The sequence below is a fragment of the Rhizobium freirei PRF 81 genome, from assembly GCF_000359745.1.
GTDB classification, from domain to species: domain Bacteria; phylum Pseudomonadota; class Alphaproteobacteria; order Rhizobiales; family Rhizobiaceae; genus Rhizobium; species Rhizobium freirei.
This window is the reverse complement of record NZ_AQHN01000084.1, coordinates 19,157-44,802: the sequence shown is the minus strand read 5'-3', so window position 1 is coordinate 44,802 and position 25,646 is coordinate 19,157. Positions and strand designations below refer to the sequence as shown.

The window sequence follows — 25,646 nt, the reverse complement described above, 5'->3', positions numbered from 1 at the left end:
TGCGCCAGCCCCGCTCCATCGCATCACATCAGGCGTTGCGCAGCTTCTGCCACCACTCTTCGTAAAGTTGGAAATTGTCCGGGCGGCAATTCTGCCAATAGACTTTTCCGGAGAACTTGGCCTTCACATGGTCGGCGAGCTTGGCAACGTCGTCGGCCTTGTATTCGTCCGGGTGAGCCTTGGCATAGGCGAGATTGTTGTCGGTCGGCACGAGATAGCCGCGCGCCTTGCCCAATTCGCAGCCATAGAGGCCGGCAAGCAAGCCATCGACGAATTTGTGGGCGACGTCCGCCTTGCCGCGCTCTGCCGCACCCTTGAGCAGCACCGTGTTGTTGCCCCAGCCCTCATAGCCTTCGACGGGAGCGGCGTATTCCACCTGAAGCCCGCGCTTGCGGCCCTCGTACACGATCGGCTCCCAGCCGGTCATGGCATCGACTTCCTCGTTGGCGACGAGCTGAACGCCCTGCTCCCAGCCGTTCCAGAAGGTGCGGAACTGGCCGTCCTTCTTGTGCTTGATCAGGAACTCCATGACGAGGCCGAGCTCGGATTCGGTAAGATTACCGGGATCCTTGATCGGCTTGTTTTCCGCTCCCTTGAGGTAGATGGCCGTGAAGATGGCGCTGTTGATCCAGGCATCTTCCATCGCCACCCGGCCCTTGAGCTTGGGATCGAAGATCACGCCATAGCTGTCGACCTTGCCGAGCTTGTCGGCGCGATAGATGATGGAGTCGGCGTTGACGACAGTCGGAATGCCATACTGCTTGCCTTCATAGGTCAAGGTCGGGATATCCTTGGCCCATTGCCAGATGCCGGCGAAATTCGGGATCTTGGAGACATCCCACGGAGCGATCAGCCCCTGCTTGGCAAGCTCGCGTTCGGCGCCGCCCTGAAAGCCGCCGATATCGAAAAGATCATTGGCATTGCCTGCGGCAAGACGTGCGACCACCGGGCCGACATCGTTGCCATTATCGGTGAATTCAGGCGAAACACCGCTCTGACGGGCAAATTCCGGCCATTTGTCGCCGATGTCGAGCGTGGCAGTCGCCCAGAATGCAACCGTTGCTTCAGCAGCCATGGCGGGCGTAGCAGCCATTCCGCCGAAGGAGAGCGCGGCCGCACCCGCACCCATCAGCTTGAGCATGTCACGGCGCTGCATGTTGCTCCTCAAGGCAGAGGAGGCGAAATCATTGCGTTTGTTCATCGTGTCATTCCCTTCCCTCATTTTTCGCTTATGTCGGCTATTCGGATTTTACTCATCGCCCCCAGCCAAGGCCGGTATTCCGGAACGATCGATCAAGAGCGCGGCACCCGGCTTCAGGCGCACACGCACGCTCTCGCCCGGCAAGGGTGGAGTTGCGTCCGCGCTTGTCGTTAACACCACACGCTGGCCGTCGGCGAAAGCGAGCGTAACGTCATGACTCAATCCGCGATAGATGTTTTCGACAACCTTAAGTTCAATTGTTTCCGTCGACTCTTCGACAGCCGGGACAAATTCGATTCGGTCGGGGCGGATTGCGACAAGGGCGCCGGACGGTGGAGTGGCCCCGGAAAAGGTCGCGTTCACCCGCTGGCCGGCGATCGTAGCAATGGCCTTGCCGCCAGAAATCGAAATGTTTTCAGGCTTCAGAAGCGTATCGATACCGATGAAACGGGCAACGAAGGCATTGGCCGGCGCCTCGAAGAAACGCGCTGGCACGTCGGTCTGCTCGATCCGCCCCTTGTGCATGACAGCCATGCGGTCGGAAAGGCTGAGAGCCTCGTCCTGATTGTGGGTGACGAGAATGAAGGTCGCGCCGGTGCGCTTGTGAAGCCGTCCGAATTCGTCGCGCATTTGCTGGCGCAGACGTTCGTCCAAGCCGGTCAGCGGCTCGTCGAGCAGAAGGATGCCCGGCTCCATGACGAGGGCGCGGGCCAGCGCCACACGCTGGCGCTGACCGCCTGAAAGAAGATTAACGTCGCGATCGGCAAAGCCGGAAAGCTCGACGAGTTCAAGAGCATCCTGAACCTTAGCCTTCAATGCCGCTCCCGAAAGCCCGCGCAACTTCAGTCCATAGCCGACATTCTTGGCGACATTCATATGCGGGAAGAGCCCGAGCGACTGGAAAACGGTATTGACCGGCCGGCGATTGGCGGGAATGCCAGCCATATCCCTTCCGTCGAAAAGCACACCGCCCGAAGTGGGCCTGTCGAAACCGCCGATCAGCTTCAGGAGCGAGCTCTTGCCGCAACCGGACGAGCCGAGCAGCGTAAAAAACTCCCCGGCCCGGATGTCGAGCGTCACGTCGTCGACCGCGCGCATCGGCCCGTAGCTTCTGACGATATGGTCGAGACCGATCGCTATCGCCATGTCAGACGCTTCTCCCGTCGCATTCTCGGATGAGGAGCAAGCCTTCCTCGCTCACTTCAAGCTCCTGTCCGCCAACCACCAGCGATGTCGCGGTCGCCTCCTCGACGATCAGCGGACCAGCAATCCGCTCCAAAGAAGGCAGCCGCCCGCGTTCGTAGACGGGGCAGGACACCCAACCGGTCGTCCCGCCGAAATAAACGTCTCGATGCCCTTTGAAAGCCACCTCCAGCGATCGGCCGGCATCATCGAGTTTCGGGATGGCGATGACCGGGCCGTGAAGCACGGCCTCCAGATGGATCATCGTGATCTCGACAGGTGAATTGGGCAGGCGGAACGTGTAGGCGCGCTCATGAGCGGCATGGAAACGCTCCGCAAAGCTTTCGGCATCGTCCTCCATGTCGAAGAGGGCGAAGACGCCGTGCTCCTGTCCGCGATAACGGGCTTCGACGCGGCAAACGTAACGGATTTCTGCCGCATCGCCCTTGGCGAAATAGGCAACCGCCTCCCGCTTCAATTCGTCGAAACGACGCTTGAGATTGCTGATGGCCTCCGGTTCGAGAGGCGAGAACCAGGTGCTGCGAAAATCGGCGCGCGGTTCGGCCGCCAGCATGCCCCAGGCAGAAAAGATGCCGGGATGCGGCGGCACGACCGTCATCCTCACGCCGAGATCGCGCCCAAGGCGGGCGGCAAGCGCCGGCCCCGCGCCGCCGGAAATGACGAAGGCGGCATCGCGCGGATCGTGTCCGCGCTGAACGGTCACGAGCTTCAGCGCATTGATCATCGAGGCATGCGCGATCTCGACGATGGCGAGCGCCGCTTCTTCGACCGATAGTCCAAGCGGCTTGGTAACCGTCGCAATGGCCGCCGCCGCCTTTTCCTTGTCGAGCTGCATCTGGCCGCCGGCAAAGCTTGCGGGATCGAAAATACCGAGCGTCAGCAAAGCGTCTGAGAGCGTCGGTTTGTCACCGCCGCGTCCGTAGCAGGCCGGTCCCGGCGTCGAACCGGCGCTTTCCGGCCCCACTCGCAGCGCACCGCGCTCATCGATGCGGGCAATGGATCCGCCACCTGCACCGATTTCGACGATGTCCACCACCGGCACCTGGACGGGGTAGCCTGGAGCGATCCGGCTATGCTCGAGCTTGTATTCGCTGTCCAGTGTCGGACTGTTGTCATGGATCAAGGAGCATTTCGCCGTGGTGCCGCCGACATCGAGCGAAAGCACTTGCCGTTGGCCGAGCACGGCGCCGATGCGTGCGGCACCCGCAACGCCACCGGCCGGGCCGGATTCAACAAGCGTCAGCGGGCTCATCTGCGCCTGATCGAAAGTCGAAATACCGCCGTTGGATTGCATCGCGTAATAGGGGCAGGAGAGATCGCGCTCGGTCAAAGCGCGCTCAAGCCGCGCAAAATAGCGCTTGATGATCGGCTGCACGTAGGCATTGAGCACGGCGGTATTGGAGCGCTCATATTCGCGCCACTGGCGGGAGACCGCGTGGCTGGCGCAGATCGTCACGTCGGGAAGAGCCTCGGCAAGCGCCTTGGCGCAGGCGATCTCATGTTCGGGATTGACGTAGCTGTGAAGGAAGATGACGGCCACAGCCTCGACCTTACGCGCCCGGCATTCGCGGATGATCGGTTCGATATCGCCAAGGTCGATCGGCGTCAGCACCCGCCCTCTGGCATTCATGCGTTCCCGCACCTCGAAGCGAAGGCTGCGCGGCACGAAGGGCTCCGGGCTTTTGAACTGGAGATTATAAAGATCGGGGCGATTGCCGCGGCCGATTTCCAGCACGTCGCGAAAGCCGGCAGTGGTGACGAGCGCCGTCTTGACGCCCTTGCGCTCGGTGATCGCGTTGATCACGGTCGTTCCGCCATGTGCGAAGAAAATGACGTCGCGCGTGGAAAGCCCATCCTTCCTTTCAGCAAGGTCGATGGCCGAAAGCACGCCTTCAGACTGGTCATGAACGGTCGTGAGACTTTTGGCCGTGAAAATCTCGCCGGTGCGCTCGTCATAGCCGACGAGGTCGGTGAAGGTGCCGCCCACGTCCGTCGCCAGCCTGATCATCCGGTCATCCTCTCGTCAAATCCATACAGCTCCCGTGCCGCCTCCTTCGACAGATAGCCGTCTTCGATATCGCGGCGGACAAGCTCGGCCTCGCGAGAGCACGCCTCGCCCCAGCCGCCGCCGCCGCCGGTAATGATGCGCACGAGATCGCCGCGTTTCAGCGCAATATGCGGCTCCCGGCCGAAATTGCTGACTTCGCCGGCAGGATCTTCCACCTGCAAGAGGTTGGCGGAACCGGACGCGCCCCCCTCGATCCCCCAGGGAGCTGTTTCCGTCCGCCCGAAGCTGCAATAGGCGGAAGCTCCGTCCTCGAGAAGCTCGTAATCGCGGATGACGCCGAAACCGCCGCGACGGCGGCCGGCGCCCGATCCGCCTTCGATGTTGAGCGCATAACGGCGCACCATCAGCGGAAACCGCGCCTCGATGACCTCGACGGAATAATTGTAGGTGTCGCCGTCGGTCAGCGCGATCAAGGCATTCGCGCCGTCCGCATCCCTGCTCGCTCCCCAGCCGCCATGCTGCGGCTCGATGTGGATGAACGGCTGACCGGCCGCATCCTTGCCCGAAATATAGACGACGCAGAGGCTGGTGTAGGAACCGGCGGAAAACCGCTCCGGCATGAGCCCGGCAAGCGCCTTCCAGACAAGCTCGGAGGCGTGGACGGACCCCTCGTAGTACCAACCCGTCGGGGACGGCTTTTCCGCGGTAAAGACGGACCCCTGCGGCGCGATGACGGCAAGCGGCCGAAACCACCCCTCGTTGGAGGGTGCCTGCGGCGCCACCAATGCCTTGAATATGGTGCGCACGGCCGATTGCAGGGCACCTGCGGCGCAATTGATCGGTCCGGCAACTGCCGGCGGGCAGCCGGTGAAGTCGGCGGTCAGCCGATCTCCTGCAATCGTAATGGCCACTCGGACCTCGATCGGGTCGGTGTTCACGCCGTCGCCGTCGATGATGTCCTGCGCCTCATAGACCCCGTCGGGCAGGGCGGCGATGGCGGCACGCGCCTGTCTCTCGCTGGTCGCAAGCAAGTGATCGAAGGCGGCCTCGACGGTGTCAACGCCATATTTCTGCGAGAGCTCCGCCATTCGTCGCGCCGCTACCCGAACGGTCGCCACCTGGGCGGTGAGATCGCCGATGGCGATATCGGGCAGACGAACATTCTCGCGGATAATACGCAGGACTTCGCCCGAAAAACGGTCGTTGCGCACCACCTTGACCCCCGGCAGCCGCAATCCCTCCTGGAAAACCGAGATGGCATCGGGGGCGAGCGAGCCGGGAACCGAGCCGCCGACATCGAGATAGTGCGCGACATTGATGGCATAGGCCAAAATCCGGCCATCGAAGAAGATCGGCTTGACGATGGCAAAATCGCAGGCATGCGTGCCGCCCGAATAGGGATCGTTCGTCAGAAGGATGTCGCCATCTTCGAGATCGTCGCCATAGAGCGCGATCAGCGATTTGACCTGCGTGCCGAAGGTGCCGGTGAACAGGGTGATGCCGTTCATCTGCGCCACCAGCTCTCCCTCTCGCGTCAGGAGACCGCAGGCAAAATCCAGCACTTCATAAATGACCGGGCTCATCGAGGTCCGGGCCATGACCACACCCATCTCGTCGACGGTGGCGGCGAGCTTGCCCTCGATAATCTCCTGAGTGACCGGATCGACGATGATCACGAATCCATTCCTCATCATCTATTCGCATCAAAGCAGACTAGGCGTTTTTTCAAACCCCGATAGCCTTCACAATGGGTGGGTGAACATTCGAACCCTACCCGTTCGGGTAGGTTAGCGATTGAGCATGCCCTTTTGCCGGGCTGCCGTCACCGCCGCCGTCCGTGTCGAAACATTGAGCTTGGTAAAGATGTTCCGCAGATGGAACTTGATGGTGTTGTCGGAAAGCTGGAGCGTTCGGCCGATTTCCTTGTTGGAAAGCCCGGCGCTCAGCAATTCCATGACCATGCGCTCACGTCCGGTAAAAAGAGACAGGTCGTCGCTGCCGGCGGGCTGCTGCTCCGAGCCTGCGCTGCCCAGCAGGGGCTGGAGACGTTTGCGGGTCACGCTGGCGATGGCCGGGTGGTTAGCGAGCGTGCGAAGTTCGTCGAGCCCTGCGGCATGTTCGAGATGAAGCAGGGCGCGATAGTCGCTGAGCGGCAGCGTCACCACGAGATCGGAAAGGCGGGCCGCGGCCTGATCATTGCGGCCCTCGGCGATCAAGATCCGCATTTCGATGAGGGCCAGCTCGATCCTGCGCGGGATATGCGGACGTTGCGTCTGACGCGCGGTAAGCTGATCGAAAACCTCGCGCGCCTTTGGAATTTCGCCGAGCGCCAGATAGGCCCGGGTCCAGAAAATGGCCGGCGTCGCACCACGCAGGTGAATCGATAGCATATTGGCACGGTCGGATCCGATCGCCTGCGCGCCGAAACCGCTGGCTTCGGCATGGCGGATCGCCTGATCGAGATCTCCCGACGCCATCAGAAGCATGGCCCGCTCTCGATCGATCAACCGGGTAAGCCGGTCGAAGCCGCGGCGCCGCGCCACCGCGCGGATGCGGTCCATCGCCGTGTGAGCGGCGACAGGATCCTCTCCCATCCGCAAAATCCGCTGCTCGGCCATGAAGCCGGCGGCGAGAAGATCAAACCAGGTATCGTGGCGCTCGAGATGCGGCAACGCCCAGCCGAGCATCTCGGCTGCCGCCTCCGTCTCGCCGCGCATCGAGAGAATTTCCGCCTTCAGCACCTGACCGACGGCATCCAGATCGCTACCGGGAGCAATATTGGCCTGAGCCTCGCTGATCAGTTCGTCGTAGGCCGCAAGCGCACTTGCGCAATCGCCGGAAAAAAAGAATGCCTGGCCGATATGAGTGTAAAGGTGCATCGCACCGAAATCGGCGCCGCCGTCGCGAAAGGCGCGCAGGGCGAGATGGCCATAATGCAATGCCCGATCAAGCTCGCTGCGGATCAGGAAGTTATAGGAGAGCATATTGAGCGCCAGCGCCCGGTGGATGAGCTCCATCCCGTCGGGCTGCTGCAAATCATTCTCCAATGCGGAGAGATCAGCGGCGCTTGCCCAGTGATCGGTGTAGAGCGCCAGAAGGATGCGCACCACGCGCAGGTCTTTCGCCAGAATTTCGTCACCGCCGGCAGCGCGCTCGGCTATGACCAGATAGTGATTGGCGGCGGCAAGTTGCGCCGCCTTGGCATTGAAGATCGAGAGCCCCAGAGTGGCAAGCGGAAAGCGGCCAAGATCGATTTCCGCGGCCCGCCCGCTCAATGCCTGGAAGAGCGTCGTACCGCCGCGCGTCGTGGCATAGACGCGTCGCCAGCCACCGGCGGTTTCGACGATACGTGCCGCGAGATTGGCGTCGTCCGCCAATAGCGCGTGGTGAACCGCCCTATCGATATCGCCCGTCCCCTCAAACCAGTGCGCTGCCCGGTTCAGAATGCGTTTGGCATCGACGCCTCTTCGGCTGGCGGTCTGCTTGAGGAACTCGTTGAAGACCGGGTGGTAGCGCATCCAGTTGCCGGGGCCGGCAAGCAGCGTGACGGGAAGAGCATAGTCGTTGAGGCGTTCGATCAAGCCTGCACTCCCGCTATCTTCGAGAACAGCCTCGAGAAGCGAGTGGTTGAACGCGGGCAGTGCAGCGGTCTCCGTCAAAAAACGACGAATCTCCCCGGGCAGATGTTCAAACACCTGCTCGGAAAGATAGGCACCCATGTCAGCGCCGCCGCCATCGAAGGAGGCCAGAATGGCGTCGCTTTCCTCCGATTCCGATACAAGCAGGCTTACCATCTGCAAAGCGACGGCCCAGCCCTCGGTCCGGCGATTGAAAGAGCCGACCTGCTCCTCGGTCAGATGCGCTCCCTTGCCGGTGAACAATTCGCGCGCTTCGGCATCGGAAAAGCCGAGTTCGGCAACGCCGAACTGCTTGAACTCGCCGCGAAGGCGCAATGCCGACAATGGAAATCGCGGCGGGCTACGGCTCACCAGCACCAGTTTGACATGTTCGAGGGAAGGGTCGGCGAGGATCTTCGCCATCAGGGCCTCGATCGCATCCGCCTGAGCGAAATGGTAATCGTCAAGGAAGAAGGCGAAGGGACTTGGGATCCTGCGCAGCCGCGTTGCGAGCACGGAGAGAAGCGCGCCAGCCGGCAGGTTGCCGGCATCGCCGCCATCCTCGTCCAGAAGCGTCTGCAGCGCATCGATGAGCGCGAGCAGAAAGGTTTCCTGGTTCGTATGCTCCGCATCGAGCGATACCCAGCACAGGTTGACCCCGTCTTCCTTCAGCAGCTCATACCATTGGACGGCAAGGGAGGTCTTGCCATAACCAGCGGGTGCGACGATGGCCGTCAAACGGCGCAGCCCGGCGCGCCGGAGCTGCCGCAACAGGTCGCTTCGTCTAATGGTTTGCTGCCCGCTGGACGGGGGAGCAAATCGATTCTGTCCGCTCATAGCGCAGGATGATGCTGACTTGGCAGGCAGTTGGCAACCCAAGAGAAAACGTTTGCAAAGCTCGTAAATCGTTATTTTTTATGTTTCTTGTCGCTCTGTTGACAGCATGGCATGGGCATGTTTGCGAAGACGGCCGCAACGTCTTCACCGGATGCTTAACAAGCAGGAGACTGCCGCAAAATTGCCGCGTGAAACCAGCATGCAAGCACCTCGTGCCGCCCCGTTTTGGGCCATAAACGGTCCGTTAGGAATTTATTGACCATAATGCGAGGTATATCGATGCCGCACGCGCGGCGCCTCTGATCTCTGTGTCTCTTAGCAAGGGCGAAAGTCGTATCCGTGCATCAAGCGATCCTTTCCATTCCGGCGGCAACCCTCGCCATGCATGTCTCGTTCGCCGCTTGCCGGCTGGCTATGATCGCGATGCTGATGGTTGGCGCCCTTGCCGGCTCCGCGGCGGCCGAGGACCGGGCGCTCAAGCTCTTCTTCACGCACACGGGAGAAAGGGCGACCATCGTCTTCAAGCGGAACGGCCAATATGATCCGCGCGGCCTCGCGCAGATCAACCGCTTCCTGCGCGACTGGCGAAAGAACGAACCGACCAGGATCGATCCGGGTCTCCTCGATCTCGTCTGGGAAGTCTATGGCCGCAGCGGCGCGAGGGAGCCAATTCACGTCGTCTCCGCCTATCGCTCGCCGTCCACCAACAGCATGCTGCGCAATCGCTCGCGCAGTTCAGGCGTCGCAAAGCACAGCCAGCACACGCTCGGCAAGGCGATGGATTTCTATATTCCGGGTGTGAAGCTTGCGACCCTGCGCGGCATCGCCATGCAGATGCAGATCGGCGGGGTTGGCTTCTACCCCAACTCCGGATCTCCCTTCGTGCATCTGGACGTCGGCCGTGTCCGCGCCTGGCCAAGGATGTCGCGCCAGGAGCTTGCAAGGCTGTTCCCAAGCGGACGGACCCTGCACATGCCGGCCGACGGCCGGCCGCTTCCCGGCTATGAGCTGGCGCTTGCGCAATCGAAAAAGCGTCCGAGCAGGATCGCAGCCGTTGCGGACGATGATGACGACGATACGGCATCGCCGGCGCCGGCCCAGGTCGTGGCCTCGAGTCCCAGCCTTCTGACGAGCATGTTGCCGATACCGCAAAGCCGGGCGGCGAACGTGCTGGAACGTCAGCTCGGCAAGCGAATTGCCGAGGAAGGCAAGGTTGAACCCTTCACCGACCTGACATCCTATGCCGTCCCTCTCCCGGCATCGCGACCGATGAGCATTGCAGTAATCCCCATCGCAGCCCCTGAAAGACCGGCCCGCTCTGTCCTTGCAAGCTTGGTGGTCGGGCGGAGCGACGCAGGCAAGCTGCTCGTTGCCGAGAACTCCAAGGATTCCATCGGCAATGCCATGGAGAAGATGCAGCCCGTAGCCGCCCTGCCCGCCTCTGCCACCCAGGACGTATCCCGCGGCGTCGGCGCTATGACTACCGGGGCACTGGTCGCCTGGGCCTTGCAGCCTCCGGGCATTGCGATCGACATGAAGCTCCCGGGCATGATCGGCGCTCCTATTCCTATCGAACAGGATGCGGACAATATTCAGGGCCGCGCTGCCATTGTGGACGACGATTTCGATATCGAACGGTTCGGCTTCGAGGGCTGAGTGATGGCGGCGTTCCGCGGCGCGCTGCCAATTCGTCGCACAAAGGCGCGTCGTCAAGGATTTTCAGCGATGCAACTCCACCCCTGACCCCGTCCAGGCTACCTCCGCGCTCGCCCAAGCGGGACCAACCGGCATGTGTAATGCCGACGTAATCTTCCGACTCTAGAGCCTGCACTCCAAACTGGATTGCTCCATGCTCCTTCGTCGCTCCCTCCCCGCTCTATTTGCCATCGGTGCCTTGGTGCTCATGGGGTGGGTTTTCGTCGTCATGAAGGATTCTATCGGCCGGCCGGCTCATGCGGCCATGCTGCATTTTGGAGCGCCGATCGGCATACTCGACCTCGAACACGGCGAGCGCATCCAGCAACTGCAACGGGTTTCCGGCGATGTTCTGAAGCTTTCGCAAAACAGTAAGGTCGAGCGGGATCGCGAGGCCGCGAACACCGAAACGACGCCATCGGGAGGCTATATCAAGCGGGCGAAAATGCTTCTATTCCTTATACGTACCCGCCATTGGCGAACTTTGGCTGATGACCAGACTCCACAAACCAAGCCCGGAACATGAGTGGGGATGCCGCTCTTTTTGGACGTACGCAAACCGAGGTCGGATAAAATCTCATGCACATCCTGCCAGTCGAGGACGAACCGGAAATGGCGTCGGTGCTCATGGCGGCATTGAAACGTCAGGATGTGGTCGTCGACCACGCTTTCGAGCCGCCGCAAGGCAGGGTCGATGTCGAAGTCAACGTGCTGCAGATAGCGCAGCTGCATGGCGGCAGCATTGCAATCCTGAACGGCCCGTGGAAGGGAGCTCACGTGCGCATTCAGCTTCCCTTGCATCGCCGAGCGGCATGAGCCGACGACCGGCGAAGCCGTCAACTACTGTGATTGAGCAGTTTGGGCCGAGTACACAAAGCACGAGCTGTTCACGCATCTGGATCCTTTGTCGATGCGCAAACCAAGCTACCGCTTGTTCCAAGGCTGCGCGGCCTTAGACTCGCCGATAGTCGATATTGCGGGCAAGCCAGCAACCGAGCCTCAGACCGGACACCTTGCCGGAGGAATCGCGCCGGATCTGCACGGTCCAATCTCCCGGCGGGGCGGCATCCATCGAGCGACGGGTTGTGATCACCCATAGATCATCCGCCAGCGGATACATGCGCTCCATCGGCCCTTGCCCCAGCATGCCTTCGAAACCGACATAGGTGGCGCCATCGCGGGCTTCGATTTCAAGCCGCGCACCGATCTCTTCCGAATGGTACAAACCGGCAATCCCGGCACCGTCAGCCCATTCGACCGGCGAGACCGGCTTTGCAATGACGCAGAGGTTCTCGCCCGGCCGCTCCATGAGCAACCTTCCCTCGTCCCGCCGAAGCACTATGTCGCGCGCATGCGCGGTTCCATCCGGCGCAGGCGTGCACAGGCCGGGGGCGGTCGCGTAAAGCAGCCGCACGCCCTCCTTCTGGTCTTCCGTGCGCAGATAAAGCCCCTGCGTCTCATCCAGCCAGAGACCCGTCCAGCCTTCGGCCGCAACGGCGTCCTCGCCGGTGCGGCAGCCAAGCGCAGCCTCCATCAGCGACCAGGCGGCCCGCATGGCGCTGGCCTCATGATTGAAGATCACCACGATCGACAGCCGCTCGGAGGCAATATGCATCCGGTAGGAGCAAAAGCCGCGCAAGGCGCCGCCGTGAGCGGTGATGTCATAGCCGCCGATCCGGTCACGGCGTATTCCATAGCCATAGGGGGCGGGCTTGCCATCGGCAAAGCTGACGGGAACGCTGATGCGATTGTAAAGGCTCGCCGGATCGTCGCGCGTGGCGTCGATATGGCGCTCCCATGCCAGCATATCGTCAAGCGAGGCGGAGATGCCGGCATCGCCAAACCAGAAGATGCCGCTTTTGGCGGGCAGGAAGCCCACGGCGTCATTGCCCTCATAGCCGATGACGCCATCCAGCGTCTGGCGCGTATCGGAAGCCAGCACCGCACCGGTCATCGCCGCCGGGCCGAAGATGCGTTCGCGCAGCAATTCGCCGAAATCGCGGCCGCTGGCGCGGCGGATCAGTTCCGCCAACAGGCGGAAGTTGCCGTTGCTATAGGAATAGTTCGCGCCCGGCGCAAAATGTCCGGATTTTGCCTGCGACAGCAGTCGCATGCCGTCCTCTTCGGTGAAGACAGCTTCGGGCACAGCTCCTTGCAGCACCGTCAAGGCCCAATAATCGCGCAGGCCGGACTGGTTGTGGCAGAGATCGGCTACCCGCGGCAGCGGACCGCGGAAATTCGGCAGAAGCTCCGGCAGCAACGGATCGAGCGCTTCCGGACCGCCAAACATATTCAGCAGCAACGCGCAGGTCATATGCTTCGAAATCGAGCAGATCGGCAGGCGGCTCGCCGCAGTCATCGGCAGGCGCCGCTCCATGTCGGCAAAACCCCAGGCGCGGCGGGCGATCACCTCGCCATCCTTCACCACGCCCACCACACCGGCGGGACCGCGATAGCGATCCGGCAGCACGTTCAGCGCCTGCTCCAGCGCCGCATGATCAATTCCACTCATGATTCAACCCTGAAAGCAGAGCCGCGTGCCGGGCTCGGCCATAGTCAGAAATTCCTGCAGATGCTCGAGCGTCAGCGCGGCGCAGCCGGCGGTCGAACTGTAACCCTCGCTGGCGACGTGCAGAAAGATGGCGCTCCCGGCCCCCGGCACCACCGGATCATCGTTTTGACCGAGCACGACGACGATGTCGTAGAGATCGTCCTTGCGCCACATCTCTTCGTGGCTGGCGGCAAAGGGCAGGCGCACCGGACGATTGTAGTCGGGATGATCGGCCGCATCGCACCAGCCGTCCTGTGGATCGATAACGGCAGTTTCGAATACGGAGACGGGAGCCGCCTTCAGCTTGTCGGCGCGATAGAGCACACGGCGGATCGGCCAGCAGCCGATGGGGCTCACACCGTCGCCCTCTGTCTTGTCGGCGCGGATGCCGCTGCGTCCCACCGCCGCGCGCCAGACCTTGTCGCCATAGCTCGCCTGCCAGACGTCGCCGGCGCGTTTCACGATCAGATCCAAGTCCATCTCCTTCAAGTCTCCGGCGGAAAATGACAGGCAACCTTCCGGCCATCCCGCGGCTGCGGGGCAGGGTCTTCTACCCGACAAACATCCCCGGCAAAAGGACAAGCTGTATGAAACTGACCATCGATGACAGGTTTATGGGGCTTGGGGTTTCACACTTTCGTACCGGCCCGCTTCGGTTGGCCCGGCCTGTTTCATTCGAACAGTCCTCTTCGTGCGAGGCGCCAAAATCGACAAAGGCCGAAGCGGAAGCTCAAGCCTTTGTCTGGCTAATTATTCCGGGTGACTCATTGCTCAAAGCGCCGCCGACGATGGCGCCTGCTATCTTCACTCCATCCCGATCGATCTCGTGAAAAAACGGCTCGGCGCCTGTGCGCTCATCTCAAGCAACGGCAGCATCCTTGATCGGCAGAAGTCGCGCCATGGCACTCAATAGATCCGTCTGCGATATCAAGCCGAGAACTCGCCAATCGGCATCGACAACGATGACGGCATGGGTGCGCCCATCCGTCAGGACAGGCAGCAGCGATAGCGCAGGATCGCCCGCATCTGTGGTGGCGGGTTTCGACAGTGCCCGCTCGATGCTGCCGACCTCTTCCGACAGCTCGCGCAGCCCAACGGTCCCGATCAACCGTCCCTCCCGGTCTTTTACCGGCAAGGTGCGGATATTGTGCTTCAGCAGAAGATACCGGGCATGATCCGGATCGGCATCTTCGCTAATGGCGATGACATCGCGCGACATGATGTCGGCACAGCTGATGTCTGCATGCGATCGCACGGCGGCCTGCAGTTCGACCTGCCGCAAAAGGCGGCTGAGGTCTGCACGGTCGATATCGAACGTCTCGTCGAACATTTCCAAAGCGGAATCGACGTCTTCCTCCCGGAAGCCCACGCGCAAAGCCGGCGGCAAATCGCGGGTCTGATGGCTATTCTGCACAGGCTTTGCGACATGCGGATAATTGCGCCTGGAGAGCTTGTGGAACACCAACCCAAGACCAACGAGTATGCAGGAATTGAGCGCAACCGGCACAAACGGGAACAGAAACCCCCAGCTCGCGACAACCGGACCTCCGAGAACGGCCGTCAGGGCCGCAGCGCCGCCCGGCGGATGAAGGCACCGCGTAAACGACATGGCACCGATCGCCAGCGAGACGCCGACGCCGATGGCAACGATCGGATCGTGGATGAAATAGGCGGCGATGATACCCATCATGGCGGAGATCGTATTGCCGCCAATGATCGACCAGGGTTGGGCGAGCGGACTTGCGGGGACGGCGAAAAGCAGCACCGCAGACGCACCCATTGGTGCGACGATGAGCGGCAGATACGGCCCCTGCCCGAAGAAATAGCCGCTGATGGCACCGGTCAGACCGATGCCGATCAGGGCGCCAAGGCAAGCCATCAATCGTTCGCGCAAAGTCGCGCCGGCAAGGATCGGGGAAAATAAGCGGAACCGGCTGGATCCCGCCTTATGGGGGTCTGGATGCTGCATGATGAAACCAGTCTTGAGGGCATACGTCGTAAGGAGGATGGAATGTCGGCTATTGCGTCGCCAAGCGCAAATCCCTGCCTTTGGCGGTGCCGAGGACTTCGCGAAACGCGTTGAATGCGCTCGGGCGGTCATTTTTGCGATAGACGAGGATCGTATCGACAGCGGCAAGCTGATGCGTGGGCGCGGTCACCGGCCAATGCATGAGATCAAGGACTGACTTGGGCATGACGCCTGCAGCGTTGCCGGTCGCCACGCTTGCGAGAATGGCGTGATAGGAGCCAAGCTCGGTCGTCTGCAAGGCGCTCGACTTGCATGCCCAGCTTTCGGCTATCCTTCGATAGGTGCATCCTGGCTCCAGGGCGGCGATCGATCCGACCCGCAAGTCGGCCGCCGACCGGATCGCCGGATGGCCGGACGGCAGCACCAGCAATAGATCCTCGACAAACACCGCCTCGGCCTCGAGCTGCTTGAGTTCGTCGTCAAAGCTGCGTCTTCATTCAGCATTGCCTCTGGTGGCCGGGCGATCAGCGCGCAATCCAGGACGTCGCGCAGAACATCGCGGGCAAGATCGCGGGAGGCGCCAAGGGTCAGCTGCAGCGACACATCCGGCCACATCTGATTGAATTGGCTAAGCGCTGCCGGCAGCCGGCTTGCCGCCGTGCTCTCCATCGTTCCCAAACGCAATGTGCCCGTTGGGCGCTCGGGCCGCACCGCCTGGCGCGCTTCGAGCGCAAGCGCCGCAAGCCGATTGGCGTAGGATAGAAAGGTCTCGCCTTCTTTCGTCAGCGTCATTTTCTTTCCGTCACGGCTGAAGAGCAAGACGCCAAGATGGTCCTCAAGCTGCTGGATCCGCGTCGTCACGTTCGACGGCACGCGCCCGATCGTTTTTGCAGCCTTCGTCACGCTGCGGTCATTGGCAACAGCGAGGAAAATTTCGATTGATGAGAGGTCCAATGAAAAGATCTCGATTTAAGAATTATGACGATCTATCATTCCCTATATAAAAATCATTATCGCAGCTCAAGCATGTTTCGACATTGGGCGATGGCAAAAAACGGACAGAGCGAATGGCAAGATCCGATCGAACTCAACCTGCGAGATGACTCGCCTTGCGCCCCTCAATATTCATTCTCCTCCTCCACGAAACCTCCACATACTATCGATCAGGCCGCAACACTTAGGGTGTCTTATCGACCCTGGCGCTTCGACCGCAATCTTTTGGACGGACGCTCAGATATGAGACGGCGGGAGCGCTGAACGAAGACCTCCTGCCTCTAATCCAACGGGATGCCTCGATGCCCATAGAGAGCATAGACCAAGATTCTGCGGCTCATTCCCTGCCGCTGCTCTATCGATGGGGACCCGAAGGCTCCACCTAAGCGGAAAGGACACCTCAATGTTCAGGTTGCTGATGCTCGCGCTACTGGCTGCGATGCTGCTGACCGCGCTCTTGCTGCTCGGCGCAACGGCGGCGCTAACCGGAGGCTGGGTCCGACTGGCGGTTCCGGTTGTCATTCTGGTTGCAACCGTAGTCGCCGTAGGGTTCGCGTTAAGCGAACAGCCGTGAACAGCGCATCGCCGAAAAGCAAGGACGCCTGATTGCGAAGGCATGCGGTGTTCAGCTATGAGTATATTTGGAAAATGATGTTCTGGAAGGTTTTCGATGCCCGAATGCGCCCGAAATCAGCCGCCTCAAGCGGCCACGGATCGCTCATGACGATGACTTCCGCGCAGTTCGTCGGCAGATCGGGACCTTCCGGCATGATGTCGGAAGCGCGACAGGGCGGATTGCGGCATAGAGATTTTATGGATCATTCTCTTTCGGCCATTTCCACCAGAGGTCGTCGGTTGGCAAGAAAGCCTGCGGCCGGAATGCCCCACCTCGCCGGTCCCTCTGTCGCCAGCGGAACCCATCGCCGCTTCCCCAACCGGAGGCGAAGGTCATGAACCTGTTCGCCTTCACGGGTCGTGCGCAAAGTCTCCATGAAATCCACACAATCATGGGTTATGCAACCGGCCGCAGAGGGTCGCCTTATTGTTTCGGGCCTCGCCGCCGGAGGCTGACGATTTGCAAAGACAGTTCTTTCACCATAACCGAAGCAATCGCGATCTTTGCAGCGGATCGGCCGGAACGCCGGCGGCAGCGCCTGGTGCATGGCGCGGCGCGTGTGAAAACAATTGATCTTCGACCGGTCGGGAAGGACCTCGCCCAGACATGAATGTCAAATCCGGAATTCAACGGGCACTTTTCGCGGCCGCGCTTGCGATGGCCGCGCTTGCGTTCGTGGAACCGGCTGCCGCAGGATATGTGCGCACCAACGTCGTGCTTCGGTCGGGACCGAATGCTCACGTTCCGGCCGTGGGAATGGTGCTGGCCGGCTCTCGCCTTCATCTTTACGGATGCGAGAAGGGCTACAGGTGGTGCGACGTCAGCGTGGCGGGCCGGCGTGGCTGGATGTCTTCCCGCTATGTCAACATGACGTATCACGATAAAACAGTATTGCTTCCGACCTATATCCACATGATGCAAAGGCCGAACATCGCAGTTGTGCCTTTCAACATTGATTCCTACTGGTCCAGCAATTATTCAGATTTTTACTTCTATGATGAGATCGGCGCCTGGCGCAATGTCGACTGGGGTCACGATGAATAGCATCGAAGATTTACGCCGCTTCTCGCCCTGCTTTTCCGGGCAGGACCGCAGCCGTCGAACGCATGGAGCCAGGCAGTGGTGCGAAGACAACAACCTGCCCATGTTCGCGCCGACGGTTGCGAGATGGATTGCTTAGTGATGACGCTATGACGAATGAAGCAAATTGTATTGAGTGCCGCTCGCGCAGAATAGATCACACAAGCAGAATCGAAAGATCGGGCATCGGACGAAAGACTTGCCGGGTTCTCATGTCCATGGCGGGTTTCGTCATGGTGCTGTCGGGCTGCCAGTCGTCAGATCTCGCGCTGCAGGTGACGCCGCCGCCGCTGCCCAAGGCCTATGATGGAGCGCCCTATAGAACCTCCACAGCGAGGTCGAACACATCGGCCTGGTGGGAAGGCTTCCATGACAGGACGTTGTCGTCGCTTGTTTCCCGCGCCGAGAGCATGAATCTGACCGTCGCCATGGCGCATCAGAATCTGACATCGGCAAGAGCCCTGGCGAATTCCGCGATGTCGGCCTATCAGCTGGACGCTTCCGTATCCGGCATGGCCAACGCCGCGACCGGCTCGCGCATTAAGGACGACTTCACCCGCCGGCCCGTCCAGCTCAATCTGGACGCGAGTTGGGAAATCCCGCTCTTCGGCCAGGACAAGCAAGCGCAGAAGATGGCCGATCTCAGCATAGCAATGGCAACGGAAGATGTTGCCGCGGCCAAGGTGGCCGTGACAGCGGAGATCGCCAGCAACTATGTCCGCCTGCGCGCACTTCAGAAGCGCCGCTTCGACACGGCGGAGCTGGCTGGTCTTCTGGAGAACAACGCGAAGATCGCCGGCGTGAAGGAACAGGCGGGACTTGCGACATCAATCGAAAACGAGCCCATGCGAGCGGGCCTCGATACCGCCAAATCCACGCTGCTGCTTCTGGACAACGAGATCGCCAGCACCCGTCAGCAGATCGCCACTCTCTTGGGTACATCCACTCCGGACCCTGCCCTTTTCAAGTACGAACCACAGCCCGTCGCGACAGCAGGCATGGCGGAAGGCAAGCCGGCCGATCTCCTGCGTGCGCGGCCCGACGTGTTGCGTGCCGAATACGCCGTGGGGCAAGCCGCCGCTCAAGTCGGCATCGCCAAGGCCGATCTCTATCCGAAGCTGCGCCTGAACGGCACCATCGGGATCGGAACCCCGGTGTCGAATTCTATCCTGGGAGCTTTCGCCGGACCCTCAATACAGCTGCCCGTTTTCGACTACGGCCGACGCAAGGACGTTGTCGCCGCCCGCGAAGCCGAGTTCCGCCAGTCGGTGCTCGTCTACAAGCAGGCCGTGCTTGTTGCCTATGAGGAAGCCTCTCGGGCGCTGCACGAAGTCAACGCCGCGCGGGCGCGTACGGCTATTTTGCGGGCGCGGTTGCAGCGCGTCTCGAAACTCAAAGCCAGCACCGACATCCTCGTGCGGGAGGGACTTGCGGAGAAATCGAAATCCATTGCCGGAGCCATCGATCTTCTGGAGCTGCGCTCGTCTCTGACCGAGAGCATCGAAAACGAGGCACGCGCCACGATCGCCTTCTATAAGGCAACGCGTGGCGTGCAGCCCCTCGCCGCTGTCGACGATACGAAGCGTCCCATCAAGGCGGAAGGGCGAAAGTAACCATGGCAGTTGCGATCGCACGCAAGACGCTTCTCTACGAATGGCGCCGGTTCCTGCCGGCTGTCGCCGCGGTGGCGTTTTCCGGACTGCTGATGACAGCGCAAGGAGCGCTGCTGCTCGGCATCGTCAGCGCGAACTCGCTCTACGTCACCCAGTCGGCTGCGAGCTACTGGCTCGGCTTTCCCGGCACGCAAAGCGTCGAACTTGGACGCACCGTCCCGGCCAGCGTGCTGACGAACCTCTATGCGGAGCCTGCTATCTCGCATATCGAGCCGTTTCTTCTGGGCTCGGGTGATTGGCGCGGCATTCATGGCGGCGGCGGTGTCAGCGTCACGGTCGTCGGCATCGACGCGCAATCCGACAGCATAGGGCTGGCCCGGGTTGTTCCGCCGAACCTGCGCGCTCGGCTTCGCGAGCCGTCCGCGGTCGTCGTTGACGCGGCAGACAGCGACAAGCTTTCGATCGGAGCCGGCGACCTCGCCGAAGTGAACGGCCATACGGTGCATGTCATCGGCTTCATCGACGGTCTGCGTGGTCTCGGAGGGGTCAATGTGGTGGGCTCGCTCGACACGGCACGCATCCTCGACCAAACGCTGCCGGCCGATGGCGCCGCCACCTATTTCCTGTTCAATATCGGCAAGGAAAGCGAGCAGTCGCGCGTTTTGAGCCGCCTGAACAAGCGCGCCCCGATCGAACGTTTCGAGATCTGGCCGGCAAAGGAACTCGCGGACATGTCGACCAGCTACATGCTGTTCGATTCCGGCGCCGGCATCGCATTCGTGTTTGCGACGCTGATTGCGGCCACCATCGGCGCTCTCATTACCAGCCAGACCTTGATGGCCGCGGTTGCCGGAACCATCCCGCAATATGCGACGCTTCGCGCTCTCGGCGTGCCGTTCAGCGGACTGAGGAAAATCGTCATAGAGCAAGCCGCCTGGGTCGGATTTTCGGGGCTGATCATCAACGGGGTGCTGAGCGTCGCCATTGGCGTCATCGCCATGGTCTACAAGGTTCCCTTCGAACTTGACGGCGCGGTTCTGGTGTCGGCATCGTTGGTCGTGCTTGTCGTGGCCATCCTGGCATGCCTTCTGGCCATACACCGGCTTCGCCAGGCCGATCCTGCAACCTTGTTGAGGTGATATCATGCTTCCCGCTATATCAGCCTCGAACCTCTACAAGTCTTTCACCGTGCAGGGCATGCGGACGAACGCGCTCATCGATGTTTCCGTCGACATTTTCAGCGGCGAGTTCACCGTGCTCAGCGGCCCCTCCGGATGCGGAAAAAGCACGCTTCTGGCAACGCTCGGCGGCATGACTGAACCGGATAGCGGCCGCATACGGGCTGGAAACACCGACCTGTCATCCTCGACCGGCAATGAACGGGATGCGTTTCGCCTCCAGAACTGCGGCTTCATCTTCCAGGGCTTCAACCTGTTTCCAGCTCTTACGGCTCTCGAACAGGTGCAAGTGCCGCTCGATTATCTGAATGTGCCGGAGGAAGAAGCCCGGCTCAGGGCGCGGGATGCGCTGGAGCGCGTCGGCCTGCTCGAGCGACGGCATCTGCGCCCCTCGCATCTGTCCGGTGGCGAAAAGCAGCGCGTCGCGATAGCAAGAGCAATCGTCAAGGACCCGGCGATCCTGTTTGCCGACGAACCGACGAGCGCCCTGGACAGCAGCAATGGATTTAGGATCGTCGAGATCCTGCGCGAGACGGCGAGGCAATTGGGAACGGCGGTGCTGTGCGTTTCCCACGACGCGCGTCTCTTTTCAAAGGCAGACCGTGTCCTCAAGATGGAGGACGGACGGCTGCTGTCTGACCAGCGGCCCGTCTCCGGGCGCGGCATCGATGTACGAGAGGACTGGCATGGATAGGCTGAAGCGTTCCCACCGCGTTTTCGCGACTGCATTACTGGGCACGTCCGTGACCCTGTGCGTCCTATGGCTGACCGTCGGCATGCCAAGGGCCGGCGAAAATCCCGACACCGTCGAGGCGCAATCGCCGACACCCGCGATCGCCGCCGCCGCACGCGGCACGGTCGACGTCGAAGGCGGGCTGTATCGCATAACGGCGATGCGCGATGGAGTCGTCGCCTCGGTTGAAGCCCCGGAAGGCGCCTATGTCCGCAAGGGCGACGTTCTCGCCGTCCTCGACAGCCGGCAGGAAGAATCCGCTGTCCGCATCGCCGATGCTGAGCTTTCTCAGGCCGAAGACCGCTACAAGCTCCTTCAGCTCAAATCGAAGAACCTGGCGAAAACGCTTGAGAGGATGCAGCGAGCCGCTGCCGGCAAGGCCGTTTCCGATCAGGCGCTCAGCGATGCGCGGGACGCTTATGAAACGCAGGCGATCGAAACCAACTCCGCGTCATCGGTGGTGTCGGTTGCACGGGAACGTCTTGAAATCGCCAAGCGCGAGGTGACCCAGCGGTCGATCAAGGCACCTGCCGATGGCGTTGTCGTCCGCCAGTCCGTCAAGGCAGGCGAAACGGTTTCCGCCCAGGCAATGACCGAGATGTTCGTCCTGCTGCCGGATGGACCGAAGATCGTGCGCGCAGATATTCCCGAGGAATATCTTAACCTTGTGGGTCCCGGCATGGCCGTCGAGATCGCCGCCGAAGGACGGACGACCCAATCCGTTCCCGGCAAGATCACTCGAATTTCCAAGGTGCTGTCGCGTCCGAAATCGGCGGAGAATTCCGGCGAGCGAAATGATGTCAGGGCAGCGAACTGCATCATCACCATCGCGCGTGACACTCCATTGGCGATCGGGCAGCGCGTCGTTGTCCGAGTGCTCAAATAGGCAGTCAATCCGCCGCGGATTCTTGCCAGGAGTTTTATGCGCTTATGTCGAGGCAGAGATATTTTAGCTCAACGTAATCTTCAATGCCGTATCTGGAGCCTTCGCGACCCTGACCAGACTGCTTGATCCCACCGAATGGGGCGACTTCTGTGGAAATCAGACCGGTATTGATGCCGACCATGCCGTATTCGAGCGCTTCGGCAACGCGGAATACTTTCGACAAATCCCGGGAATAAAAGTAGGAGGCAAGGCCAAACTCGGTGTTGTTGGCCATGGCGATAACCTCCTCCTCCGTCTCGAACCTGAAGAGCGGTGCGACGGGACCGAACGTCTCCTCGCCTGCCACCTTCATCTCGGTCGTGACGCCGGTCAGGATCGTCGGCTGGAAGAACAGGCCGCCGCGTTCGCTTGGTTTACCGCCAAGTATCACGGTGGCCCCCTTCGACACGGCATCTTCGATATGCTCCTCGACCTTGGCGAGCGCCTTTTGCGAAATCAGCGGCCCGGCTGCGACACCCTCCTCGAAGCCGTCGCCGATCTTGAGAGCGCGAACCTTCTCGGCAAGCTTCGTAGCGAAGGCATCGTAGACGCCCCTCTGAACGTAAAGCCGGTTGGCGCAGACACAGGTTTGGCCATTGTTGCGGTATTTCGAGACCATGGCACCTTCGACGGCGGCATCAAGGTCCGCGTCATCGAAGACGATAAAGGGGGCGTTGCCACCGAGCTCCAGGCCCAGTTTCATGATCTGCTCGGCACCTTGGCGCATGAGGATCTTGCCGACGTTGGTCGAGCCGGTAAAGGTCAGCTTACGCACCTTGTCATTCTCGGTGAACGCCTTGCCGACCGCGGAGGACTCCGTCGAAGTAACGATGTTGAAGACGCCCGCGGGAATGCCGGCGCGTTCGGCGAGCAGCGCGAATGACAAGGCCGAAAGCGGTGTTTCTGCCGCTGGCTTCGCCACCATCGCGCAGCCAGCGGCAATCGCCGGGGCAAACTTGCGCGCCAACATGGCGTTCGGGAAATTCCAGGGCGTAATGGCAGCAACGACACCGACCGGCTGCTTGATGACGATGATGCGCTTGTCGGCCTGATGGCCGGGAATGGTATCGCCGTAGACGCGCTTCGCCTCCTCGCCGAACCATTCGACATAGGATGCACCATAGAGAATCTCGCCTTTCGCCTCGGCGAGCGGCTTGCCCATTTCCGTCGTCAGGATCGTCGCCAGATCGTCGGCATTGGCAACCATCAAATCGAACAGATTGCGCAGGATGGCGGCGCGCTCCTTGCCGGTCTTCTTCGCCCATAGCTTCTGTGCTTCATAGGCGGCTTCGACCGCGCGGTCGACCTCGACCCTGTTCATATCGGGTAAAACGGCGATCGTCTCCCCGGTCGAGGGGTTAAAGACCTCGAAGGTCTTGGCTGTCTCGCTTGCGGCGACCCACTTGCCCCCGATCAGCGGCTTGTCGGTGAGCAGAGCGGGGTCCTTCAGCCGGCCACGGAGGGATTCAGAAAGGGCCATTGGTGCATCCTCATGGATTTAGAGGGGAAAGATCGACGGAGGCGGCCGTTCGGGCCTCCTGATATTGCGGGGTCAGGCGAAAGCGTGCGCCGAATTGGCTTCGAAGCCGAGCCATGCCTGATCGCCGCGGGCAAGGTGCGAAATCGCCTCATGCCCGAATGGAAGGCGAACGGATAAGCTGTCGCCGCTCGCAGTTCGCGTGCTGACCTCGACGTTGTTACCCAGAAAGGTGATGTCGCTGATCGTAACGGCGAGACCGGCATCGATCTGAGCCCGCGACAAAGACAGTCTCTCCGGCCGGAGCAACAGCGATGCCTTCGTACCGCCCGCGCTGCCGGCATGCATCGGCACGCCATCGACAATGGTGCCACCCGGTAGCGCCAGGCGCGCCTTGCCCTCCCTGCGTCCAATCACCTGCGCATCGATAAAGTTGCTGTCGCCGATGAAACCGGCGACGAAATGGGTAGCGGGGTTGGCATAGAGCTCCTGGCCGGAACCGATCTGATCAATCTCGCCGTGACTGAAGACCGCGATACGATCTGAAAGGCGCAGGGCCTCCTCCTGGTCGTGGGTGACGTAAAGGATCGTGACGCCTGTCTCCTGATGAATGCGCCGGATTTCGAACTGGATTTCCTCGCGCAGCTTCTTGTCGAGTGCAGACAGCGGCTCGTCCATCAAGAGGACCGGCGGATTATAGACAAGCGCCCGAGCAAGCGCGACGCGCTGTTGCTGCCCGCCCGACATCAGAGCAGGTTTCCGATCTTCAAACCCTTCGAGGCGTACCAGCCGCAAAGCCGCCTTCACACGTTCGGCTATCTCGGCTTGCGGGGTACGGCGCACCCGCAATGGGAAGGCGACATTCTCGCCGACCGTTAGATGCGGGAAAAGCGTGTAACGCTGGAACACCATCCCGATGCTACGCTTGTGCGACGGCGTCGAAAGAAGGCTTCGGCCTTTCAAAAGAATGTCCCCTTCCGTCGGGTCCTGAAACCCAGCAAGAATATAAAGCGTTGTCGACTTTCCCGAGCCGGACGGGCCAAGGAAGGTCATGAACTCGCCTTCGGCGATGTCCATCGTCACGTTCTTGACCGCTGTCACCTGGCCATAGATCTTGCGAATGCCGCGGATAGAGAGAAACGCTTCGGTCATGCTTTGTGTCCTTTGCGGAGGATGGCTGCCAGGACCATGAGGACGATGGTAAAGGCAATGAGTATGGTGGAAGCTGCGGCGATCACCGGCGTCAGGTCCTGACGCAAGGTCGACCAGATCTTGACCGGGAGCGTCTGGAGCGTCGGGCTCGCCATGAATATGGCCAGCACCACCTCATCCCAGGAGGCGAGGAAGGAAAAAATGGCGGCGGCAAAGATTCCGTGGCTGATCGCCGGCACGGTGACCCGAAGGCGCGCTTCCCAAGGGCTCGCACCACACAGAACCGCAGCATCCTCGATGGACTTGTCGAAGCCTTCCAAGGCGTTTCCAATCGAAATGATCGAGAACGGCAGCGCAATCAGCAGATGCGCGATAATGAAGGCGATCGTCGTCCCGGCCAGGCCGAGCTGCAGGAACAAGGCATAAAGCGCAACGGCAAGAACCACGACAGGCAGGATCATCGGTGTCAGAAAAAGGGCTCGCAGCGCCTCACGTCCAAAGAAAGTGCCGCGGTTCAGGCCGAATGCGGCCAGGAAACCAATGATGACCGAGAGAACCGTAACGACGGCCGCGATCTCAAGACTCGTCAGCGCGGAATAGAGCCAGCGCGGATCCGCGAACAATTCCTGATACCATTTGAAAGTCCAGGACGGCGGCGGAAAAATCAGCCATTGCGACGAGCCGAATGAGAGGGCAGCGATAAACGCAATCGGGAGGATCAGAAAAAGACAGACGATAACCGTCAATCCGATTAGAAAAAACTTGAGCGCGCCGAGCTTTTCGAAATCGAGCAACATA

The 25,646-nt window shown here is 61.1% G+C and carries 22 protein-coding genes and 1 pseudogene; 11 read left to right on the top strand and 12 right to left on the bottom strand.

Annotated elements, in window-relative coordinates; all coding sequences use genetic code 11:
• Positions 1 to 28: 28 nt before the first annotated feature.
• The 5 genes from RHSP_RS23635 to RHSP_RS23615 form a co-directional block, all read right to left on the bottom strand.
• On the bottom strand, positions 29 to 1,201 hold the full coding sequence (locus RHSP_RS23635; RefSeq protein WP_037154141.1) for an ABC transporter substrate-binding protein: 1,173 nt from the start codon (positions 1,199 to 1,201) through the stop codon (positions 29 to 31).
• 48 nt (positions 1,202 to 1,249) lie between these two features.
• Positions 1,250 to 2,347: an ABC transporter ATP-binding protein gene (locus RHSP_RS23630; protein ID WP_004124295.1), complete on the bottom strand. Its 1,098-nt coding sequence runs from the start codon at positions 2,345 to 2,347 to the stop codon at positions 1,250 to 1,252.
• Between the two features lies 1 nt (position 2,348).
• Positions 2,349 to 4,412, bottom strand: a complete 2,064-nt coding sequence (locus tag RHSP_RS23625; protein ID WP_004124292.1) for a hydantoinase/oxoprolinase family protein — start codon at positions 4,410 to 4,412, stop codon at positions 2,349 to 2,351.
• Positions 4,409 to 6,103 (bottom strand): hydantoinase B/oxoprolinase family protein, encoded by a 1,695-nt coding sequence (locus tag RHSP_RS23620; RefSeq protein WP_420820108.1) that lies wholly within the window; start codon positions 6,101 to 6,103, stop codon positions 4,409 to 4,411. The genes RHSP_RS23625 and RHSP_RS23620 overlap by 4 nt, the downstream gene beginning before the upstream one ends.
• A 96-nt stretch (positions 6,104 to 6,199) precedes the next feature.
• A complete protein-coding gene (locus RHSP_RS23615) occupies positions 6,200 to 8,800 on the bottom strand; it encodes a winged helix-turn-helix domain-containing protein (RefSeq protein WP_240535501.1) in 2,601 nt (866 codons plus the stop codon).
• Positions 8,801 to 9,247: 447 nt separating this feature from the next.
• Between RHSP_RS23615 and RHSP_RS23610 the strand changes: the two genes are divergently transcribed.
• The 3 genes from RHSP_RS23610 to RHSP_RS36085 all read left to right on the top strand — a co-directional run bounded on the left by RHSP_RS23610 (position 9,248) and on the right by RHSP_RS36085 (position 11,377).
• Positions 9,248 to 10,522 (top strand): peptidoglycan L,D-endopeptidase MepK, encoded by a 1,275-nt coding sequence (locus RHSP_RS23610; RefSeq protein ID WP_037154518.1) that lies wholly within the window; start codon positions 9,248 to 9,250, stop codon positions 10,520 to 10,522.
• A gap of 193 nt (positions 10,523 to 10,715) precedes the next feature.
• Positions 10,716 to 11,087, top strand: coding sequence for a hypothetical protein (locus RHSP_RS23605; RefSeq protein ID WP_037154134.1), 372 nt, complete (start codon positions 10,716 to 10,718; stop codon positions 11,085 to 11,087).
• 53 nt (positions 11,088 to 11,140) lie between these two features.
• Positions 11,141 to 11,377, top strand: coding sequence for an ATP-binding protein (locus RHSP_RS36085; RefSeq protein WP_004124280.1), 237 nt, complete (start codon positions 11,141 to 11,143; stop codon positions 11,375 to 11,377).
• Positions 11,378 to 11,513: 136 nt separating this feature from the next.
• On the opposite strand, the gene RHSP_RS23595 is transcribed toward RHSP_RS36085, so the two are convergent.
• The gene (locus tag RHSP_RS23595; protein ID WP_004124278.1) at positions 11,514 to 13,073 is read right to left on the bottom strand and encodes a D-aminopeptidase; all 1,560 of its coding nucleotides are present in this window, start codon (positions 13,071 to 13,073) and stop codon (positions 11,514 to 11,516) included.
• Positions 13,074 to 13,076: 3 nt separating this feature from the next.
• On the bottom strand, positions 13,077 to 13,592 hold the full coding sequence (locus tag RHSP_RS23590) for a L,D-transpeptidase family protein (protein ID WP_420820107.1): 516 nt from the start codon (positions 13,590 to 13,592) through the stop codon (positions 13,077 to 13,079).
• Positions 13,593 to 13,699: 107 nt separating this feature from the next.
• Between RHSP_RS23590 and RHSP_RS34840 the strand changes: the two genes are divergently transcribed.
• The gene (locus RHSP_RS34840) at positions 13,700 to 13,942 is read left to right on the top strand and encodes a hypothetical protein (RefSeq protein WP_157385419.1); all 243 of its coding nucleotides are present in this window, start codon (positions 13,700 to 13,702) and stop codon (positions 13,940 to 13,942) included.
• Positions 13,943 to 13,971: 29 nt separating this feature from the next.
• Here the strand turns inward: RHSP_RS34840 and RHSP_RS23585 are convergent, their stop codons facing one another.
• Together RHSP_RS23585 and RHSP_RS23580 are read right to left on the bottom strand one after the other, a co-directional pair.
• Positions 13,972 to 15,081: an HPP family protein gene (locus RHSP_RS23585; RefSeq protein ID WP_037154131.1), complete on the bottom strand. Its 1,110-nt coding sequence runs from the start codon at positions 15,079 to 15,081 to the stop codon at positions 13,972 to 13,974.
• Between the two features lie 49 nt (positions 15,082 to 15,130).
• Positions 15,131 to 16,035, bottom strand: a pseudogene (locus tag RHSP_RS23580) (LysR family transcriptional regulator).
• Between the two features lie 442 nt (positions 16,036 to 16,477).
• Between RHSP_RS23580 and RHSP_RS34835 the strand changes: the two are divergent.
• The 7 genes from RHSP_RS34835 (at position 16,478) to RHSP_RS23550 (ending at position 22,180) form a co-directional block, all read left to right on the top strand.
• Positions 16,478 to 16,648, top strand: coding sequence for a hypothetical protein (locus tag RHSP_RS34835; protein WP_157385418.1), 171 nt, complete (start codon positions 16,478 to 16,480; stop codon positions 16,646 to 16,648).
• Between the two features lie 376 nt (positions 16,649 to 17,024).
• Positions 17,025 to 17,300 carry a hypothetical protein gene (locus tag RHSP_RS23575; protein WP_037154128.1) on the top strand — a complete coding sequence of 92 codons (276 nt, stop codon included), beginning with the start codon at positions 17,025 to 17,027 and terminating at the stop codon, positions 17,298 to 17,300.
• Entirely contained in the window at positions 17,297 to 17,734 is a 438-nt protein-coding gene (locus tag RHSP_RS23570; protein WP_004124264.1) for an SH3 domain-containing protein, read from the top strand. The genes RHSP_RS23575 and RHSP_RS23570 overlap by 4 nt, the downstream gene beginning before the upstream one ends.
• A gap of 254 nt (positions 17,735 to 17,988) precedes the next feature.
• A complete protein-coding gene (locus tag RHSP_RS23565; protein WP_157385417.1) occupies positions 17,989 to 19,383 on the top strand; it encodes a TolC family protein in 1,395 nt (464 codons plus the stop codon).
• Between the two features lie 2 nt (positions 19,384 to 19,385).
• Positions 19,386 to 20,522, top strand: coding sequence for an FtsX-like permease family protein (locus tag RHSP_RS23560; RefSeq protein ID WP_004124252.1), 1,137 nt, complete (start codon positions 19,386 to 19,388; stop codon positions 20,520 to 20,522).
• 4 nt (positions 20,523 to 20,526) lie between these two features.
• Entirely contained in the window at positions 20,527 to 21,255 is a 729-nt protein-coding gene (locus RHSP_RS23555; protein WP_037154116.1) for an ABC transporter ATP-binding protein, read from the top strand.
• The gene (locus RHSP_RS23550) at positions 21,248 to 22,180 is read left to right on the top strand and encodes an efflux RND transporter periplasmic adaptor subunit (RefSeq protein ID WP_051074133.1); all 933 of its coding nucleotides are present in this window, start codon (positions 21,248 to 21,250) and stop codon (positions 22,178 to 22,180) included. The genes RHSP_RS23555 and RHSP_RS23550 overlap by 8 nt, the downstream gene beginning before the upstream one ends.
• Positions 22,181 to 22,214: 34 nt before the next feature.
• On the opposite strand, the gene RHSP_RS23545 is transcribed toward RHSP_RS23550, so the two are convergent.
• From RHSP_RS23545 to RHSP_RS23535, 3 genes are all read right to left on the bottom strand, one after another.
• The gene (locus RHSP_RS23545) at positions 22,215 to 23,699 is read right to left on the bottom strand and encodes an NAD-dependent succinate-semialdehyde dehydrogenase (protein WP_004124247.1); all 1,485 of its coding nucleotides are present in this window, start codon (positions 23,697 to 23,699) and stop codon (positions 22,215 to 22,217) included.
• A 72-nt stretch (positions 23,700 to 23,771) separates the two neighbouring features.
• Complete coding sequence (locus tag RHSP_RS23540) at positions 23,772 to 24,848, bottom strand: ABC transporter ATP-binding protein (protein WP_004124246.1); 1,077 nt, start codon at positions 24,846 to 24,848, stop codon at positions 23,772 to 23,774.
• Positions 24,845 to 25,645 carry an ABC transporter permease gene (locus tag RHSP_RS23535; protein ID WP_004124245.1) on the bottom strand — a complete coding sequence of 267 codons (801 nt, stop codon included), beginning with the start codon at positions 25,643 to 25,645 and terminating at the stop codon, positions 24,845 to 24,847. Before RHSP_RS23535 ends, RHSP_RS23540 begins: the two co-directional genes overlap by 4 nt.
• Position 25,646: the final 1 nt, after the last annotated feature.

What these genes read in the sequence shown, in the direction of transcription:
- RHSP_RS23635 (WP_037154141.1), bottom strand. Translation starts at nt 1,201, where the DNA reads ATGAACAAACGCAATGATTTCGCCTCCTCTGCCTTGAGGAGCAACATG.
- RHSP_RS23630 (WP_004124295.1), bottom strand. Translation starts at nt 2,347, where the DNA reads ATGGCGATAGCGATCGGTCTCGACCATATCGTCAGAAGCTACGGGCCG.
- RHSP_RS23625 (WP_004124292.1), bottom strand. Translation starts at nt 4,412, where the DNA reads ATGATCAGGCTGGCGACGGACGTGGGCGGCACCTTCACCGACCTCGTC.
- RHSP_RS23620 (WP_420820108.1), bottom strand. Translation starts at nt 6,103, where the DNA reads ATGAGGAATGGATTCGTGATCATCGTCGATCCGGTCACTCAGGAGATT.
- RHSP_RS23610 (WP_037154518.1), top strand. Translation starts at nt 9,248, where the DNA reads ATGCATGTCTCGTTCGCCGCTTGCCGGCTGGCTATGATCGCGATGCTG.
- RHSP_RS23605 (WP_037154134.1), top strand. Translation starts at nt 10,716, where the DNA reads ATGCTCCTTCGTCGCTCCCTCCCCGCTCTATTTGCCATCGGTGCCTTG.
- RHSP_RS36085 (WP_004124280.1), top strand. Translation starts at nt 11,141, where the DNA reads ATGCACATCCTGCCAGTCGAGGACGAACCGGAAATGGCGTCGGTGCTC.
- RHSP_RS23595 (WP_004124278.1), bottom strand. Translation starts at nt 13,073, where the DNA reads ATGAGTGGAATTGATCATGCGGCGCTGGAGCAGGCGCTGAACGTGCTG.
- RHSP_RS23590 (WP_420820107.1), bottom strand. Translation starts at nt 13,592, where the DNA reads ATGGACTTGGATCTGATCGTGAAACGCGCCGGCGACGTCTGGCAGGCG.
- RHSP_RS34840 (WP_157385419.1), top strand. Translation starts at nt 13,700, where the DNA reads ATGAAACTGACCATCGATGACAGGTTTATGGGGCTTGGGGTTTCACAC.
- RHSP_RS23585 (WP_037154131.1), bottom strand. Translation starts at nt 15,081, where the DNA reads ATGCAGCATCCAGACCCCCATAAGGCGGGATCCAGCCGGTTCCGCTTA.
- RHSP_RS34835 (WP_157385418.1), top strand. Translation starts at nt 16,478, where the DNA reads ATGTTCAGGTTGCTGATGCTCGCGCTACTGGCTGCGATGCTGCTGACC.
- RHSP_RS23575 (WP_037154128.1), top strand. Translation starts at nt 17,025, where the DNA reads ATGAACCTGTTCGCCTTCACGGGTCGTGCGCAAAGTCTCCATGAAATC.
- RHSP_RS23570 (WP_004124264.1), top strand. Translation starts at nt 17,297, where the DNA reads ATGAATGTCAAATCCGGAATTCAACGGGCACTTTTCGCGGCCGCGCTT.
- RHSP_RS23565 (WP_157385417.1), top strand. Translation starts at nt 17,989, where the DNA reads ATGGCGGGTTTCGTCATGGTGCTGTCGGGCTGCCAGTCGTCAGATCTC.
- RHSP_RS23560 (WP_004124252.1), top strand. Translation starts at nt 19,386, where the DNA reads ATGGCAGTTGCGATCGCACGCAAGACGCTTCTCTACGAATGGCGCCGG.
- RHSP_RS23555 (WP_037154116.1), top strand. Translation starts at nt 20,527, where the DNA reads ATGCTTCCCGCTATATCAGCCTCGAACCTCTACAAGTCTTTCACCGTG.
- RHSP_RS23550 (WP_051074133.1), top strand. Translation starts at nt 21,248, where the DNA reads ATGGATAGGCTGAAGCGTTCCCACCGCGTTTTCGCGACTGCATTACTG.
- RHSP_RS23545 (WP_004124247.1), bottom strand. Translation starts at nt 23,699, where the DNA reads ATGGCCCTTTCTGAATCCCTCCGTGGCCGGCTGAAGGACCCCGCTCTG.
- RHSP_RS23540 (WP_004124246.1), bottom strand. Translation starts at nt 24,848, where the DNA reads ATGACCGAAGCGTTTCTCTCTATCCGCGGCATTCGCAAGATCTATGGC.
- RHSP_RS23535 (WP_004124245.1), bottom strand. Translation starts at nt 25,645, where the DNA reads ATGTTGCTCGATTTCGAAAAGCTCGGCGCGCTCAAGTTTTTTCTAATC.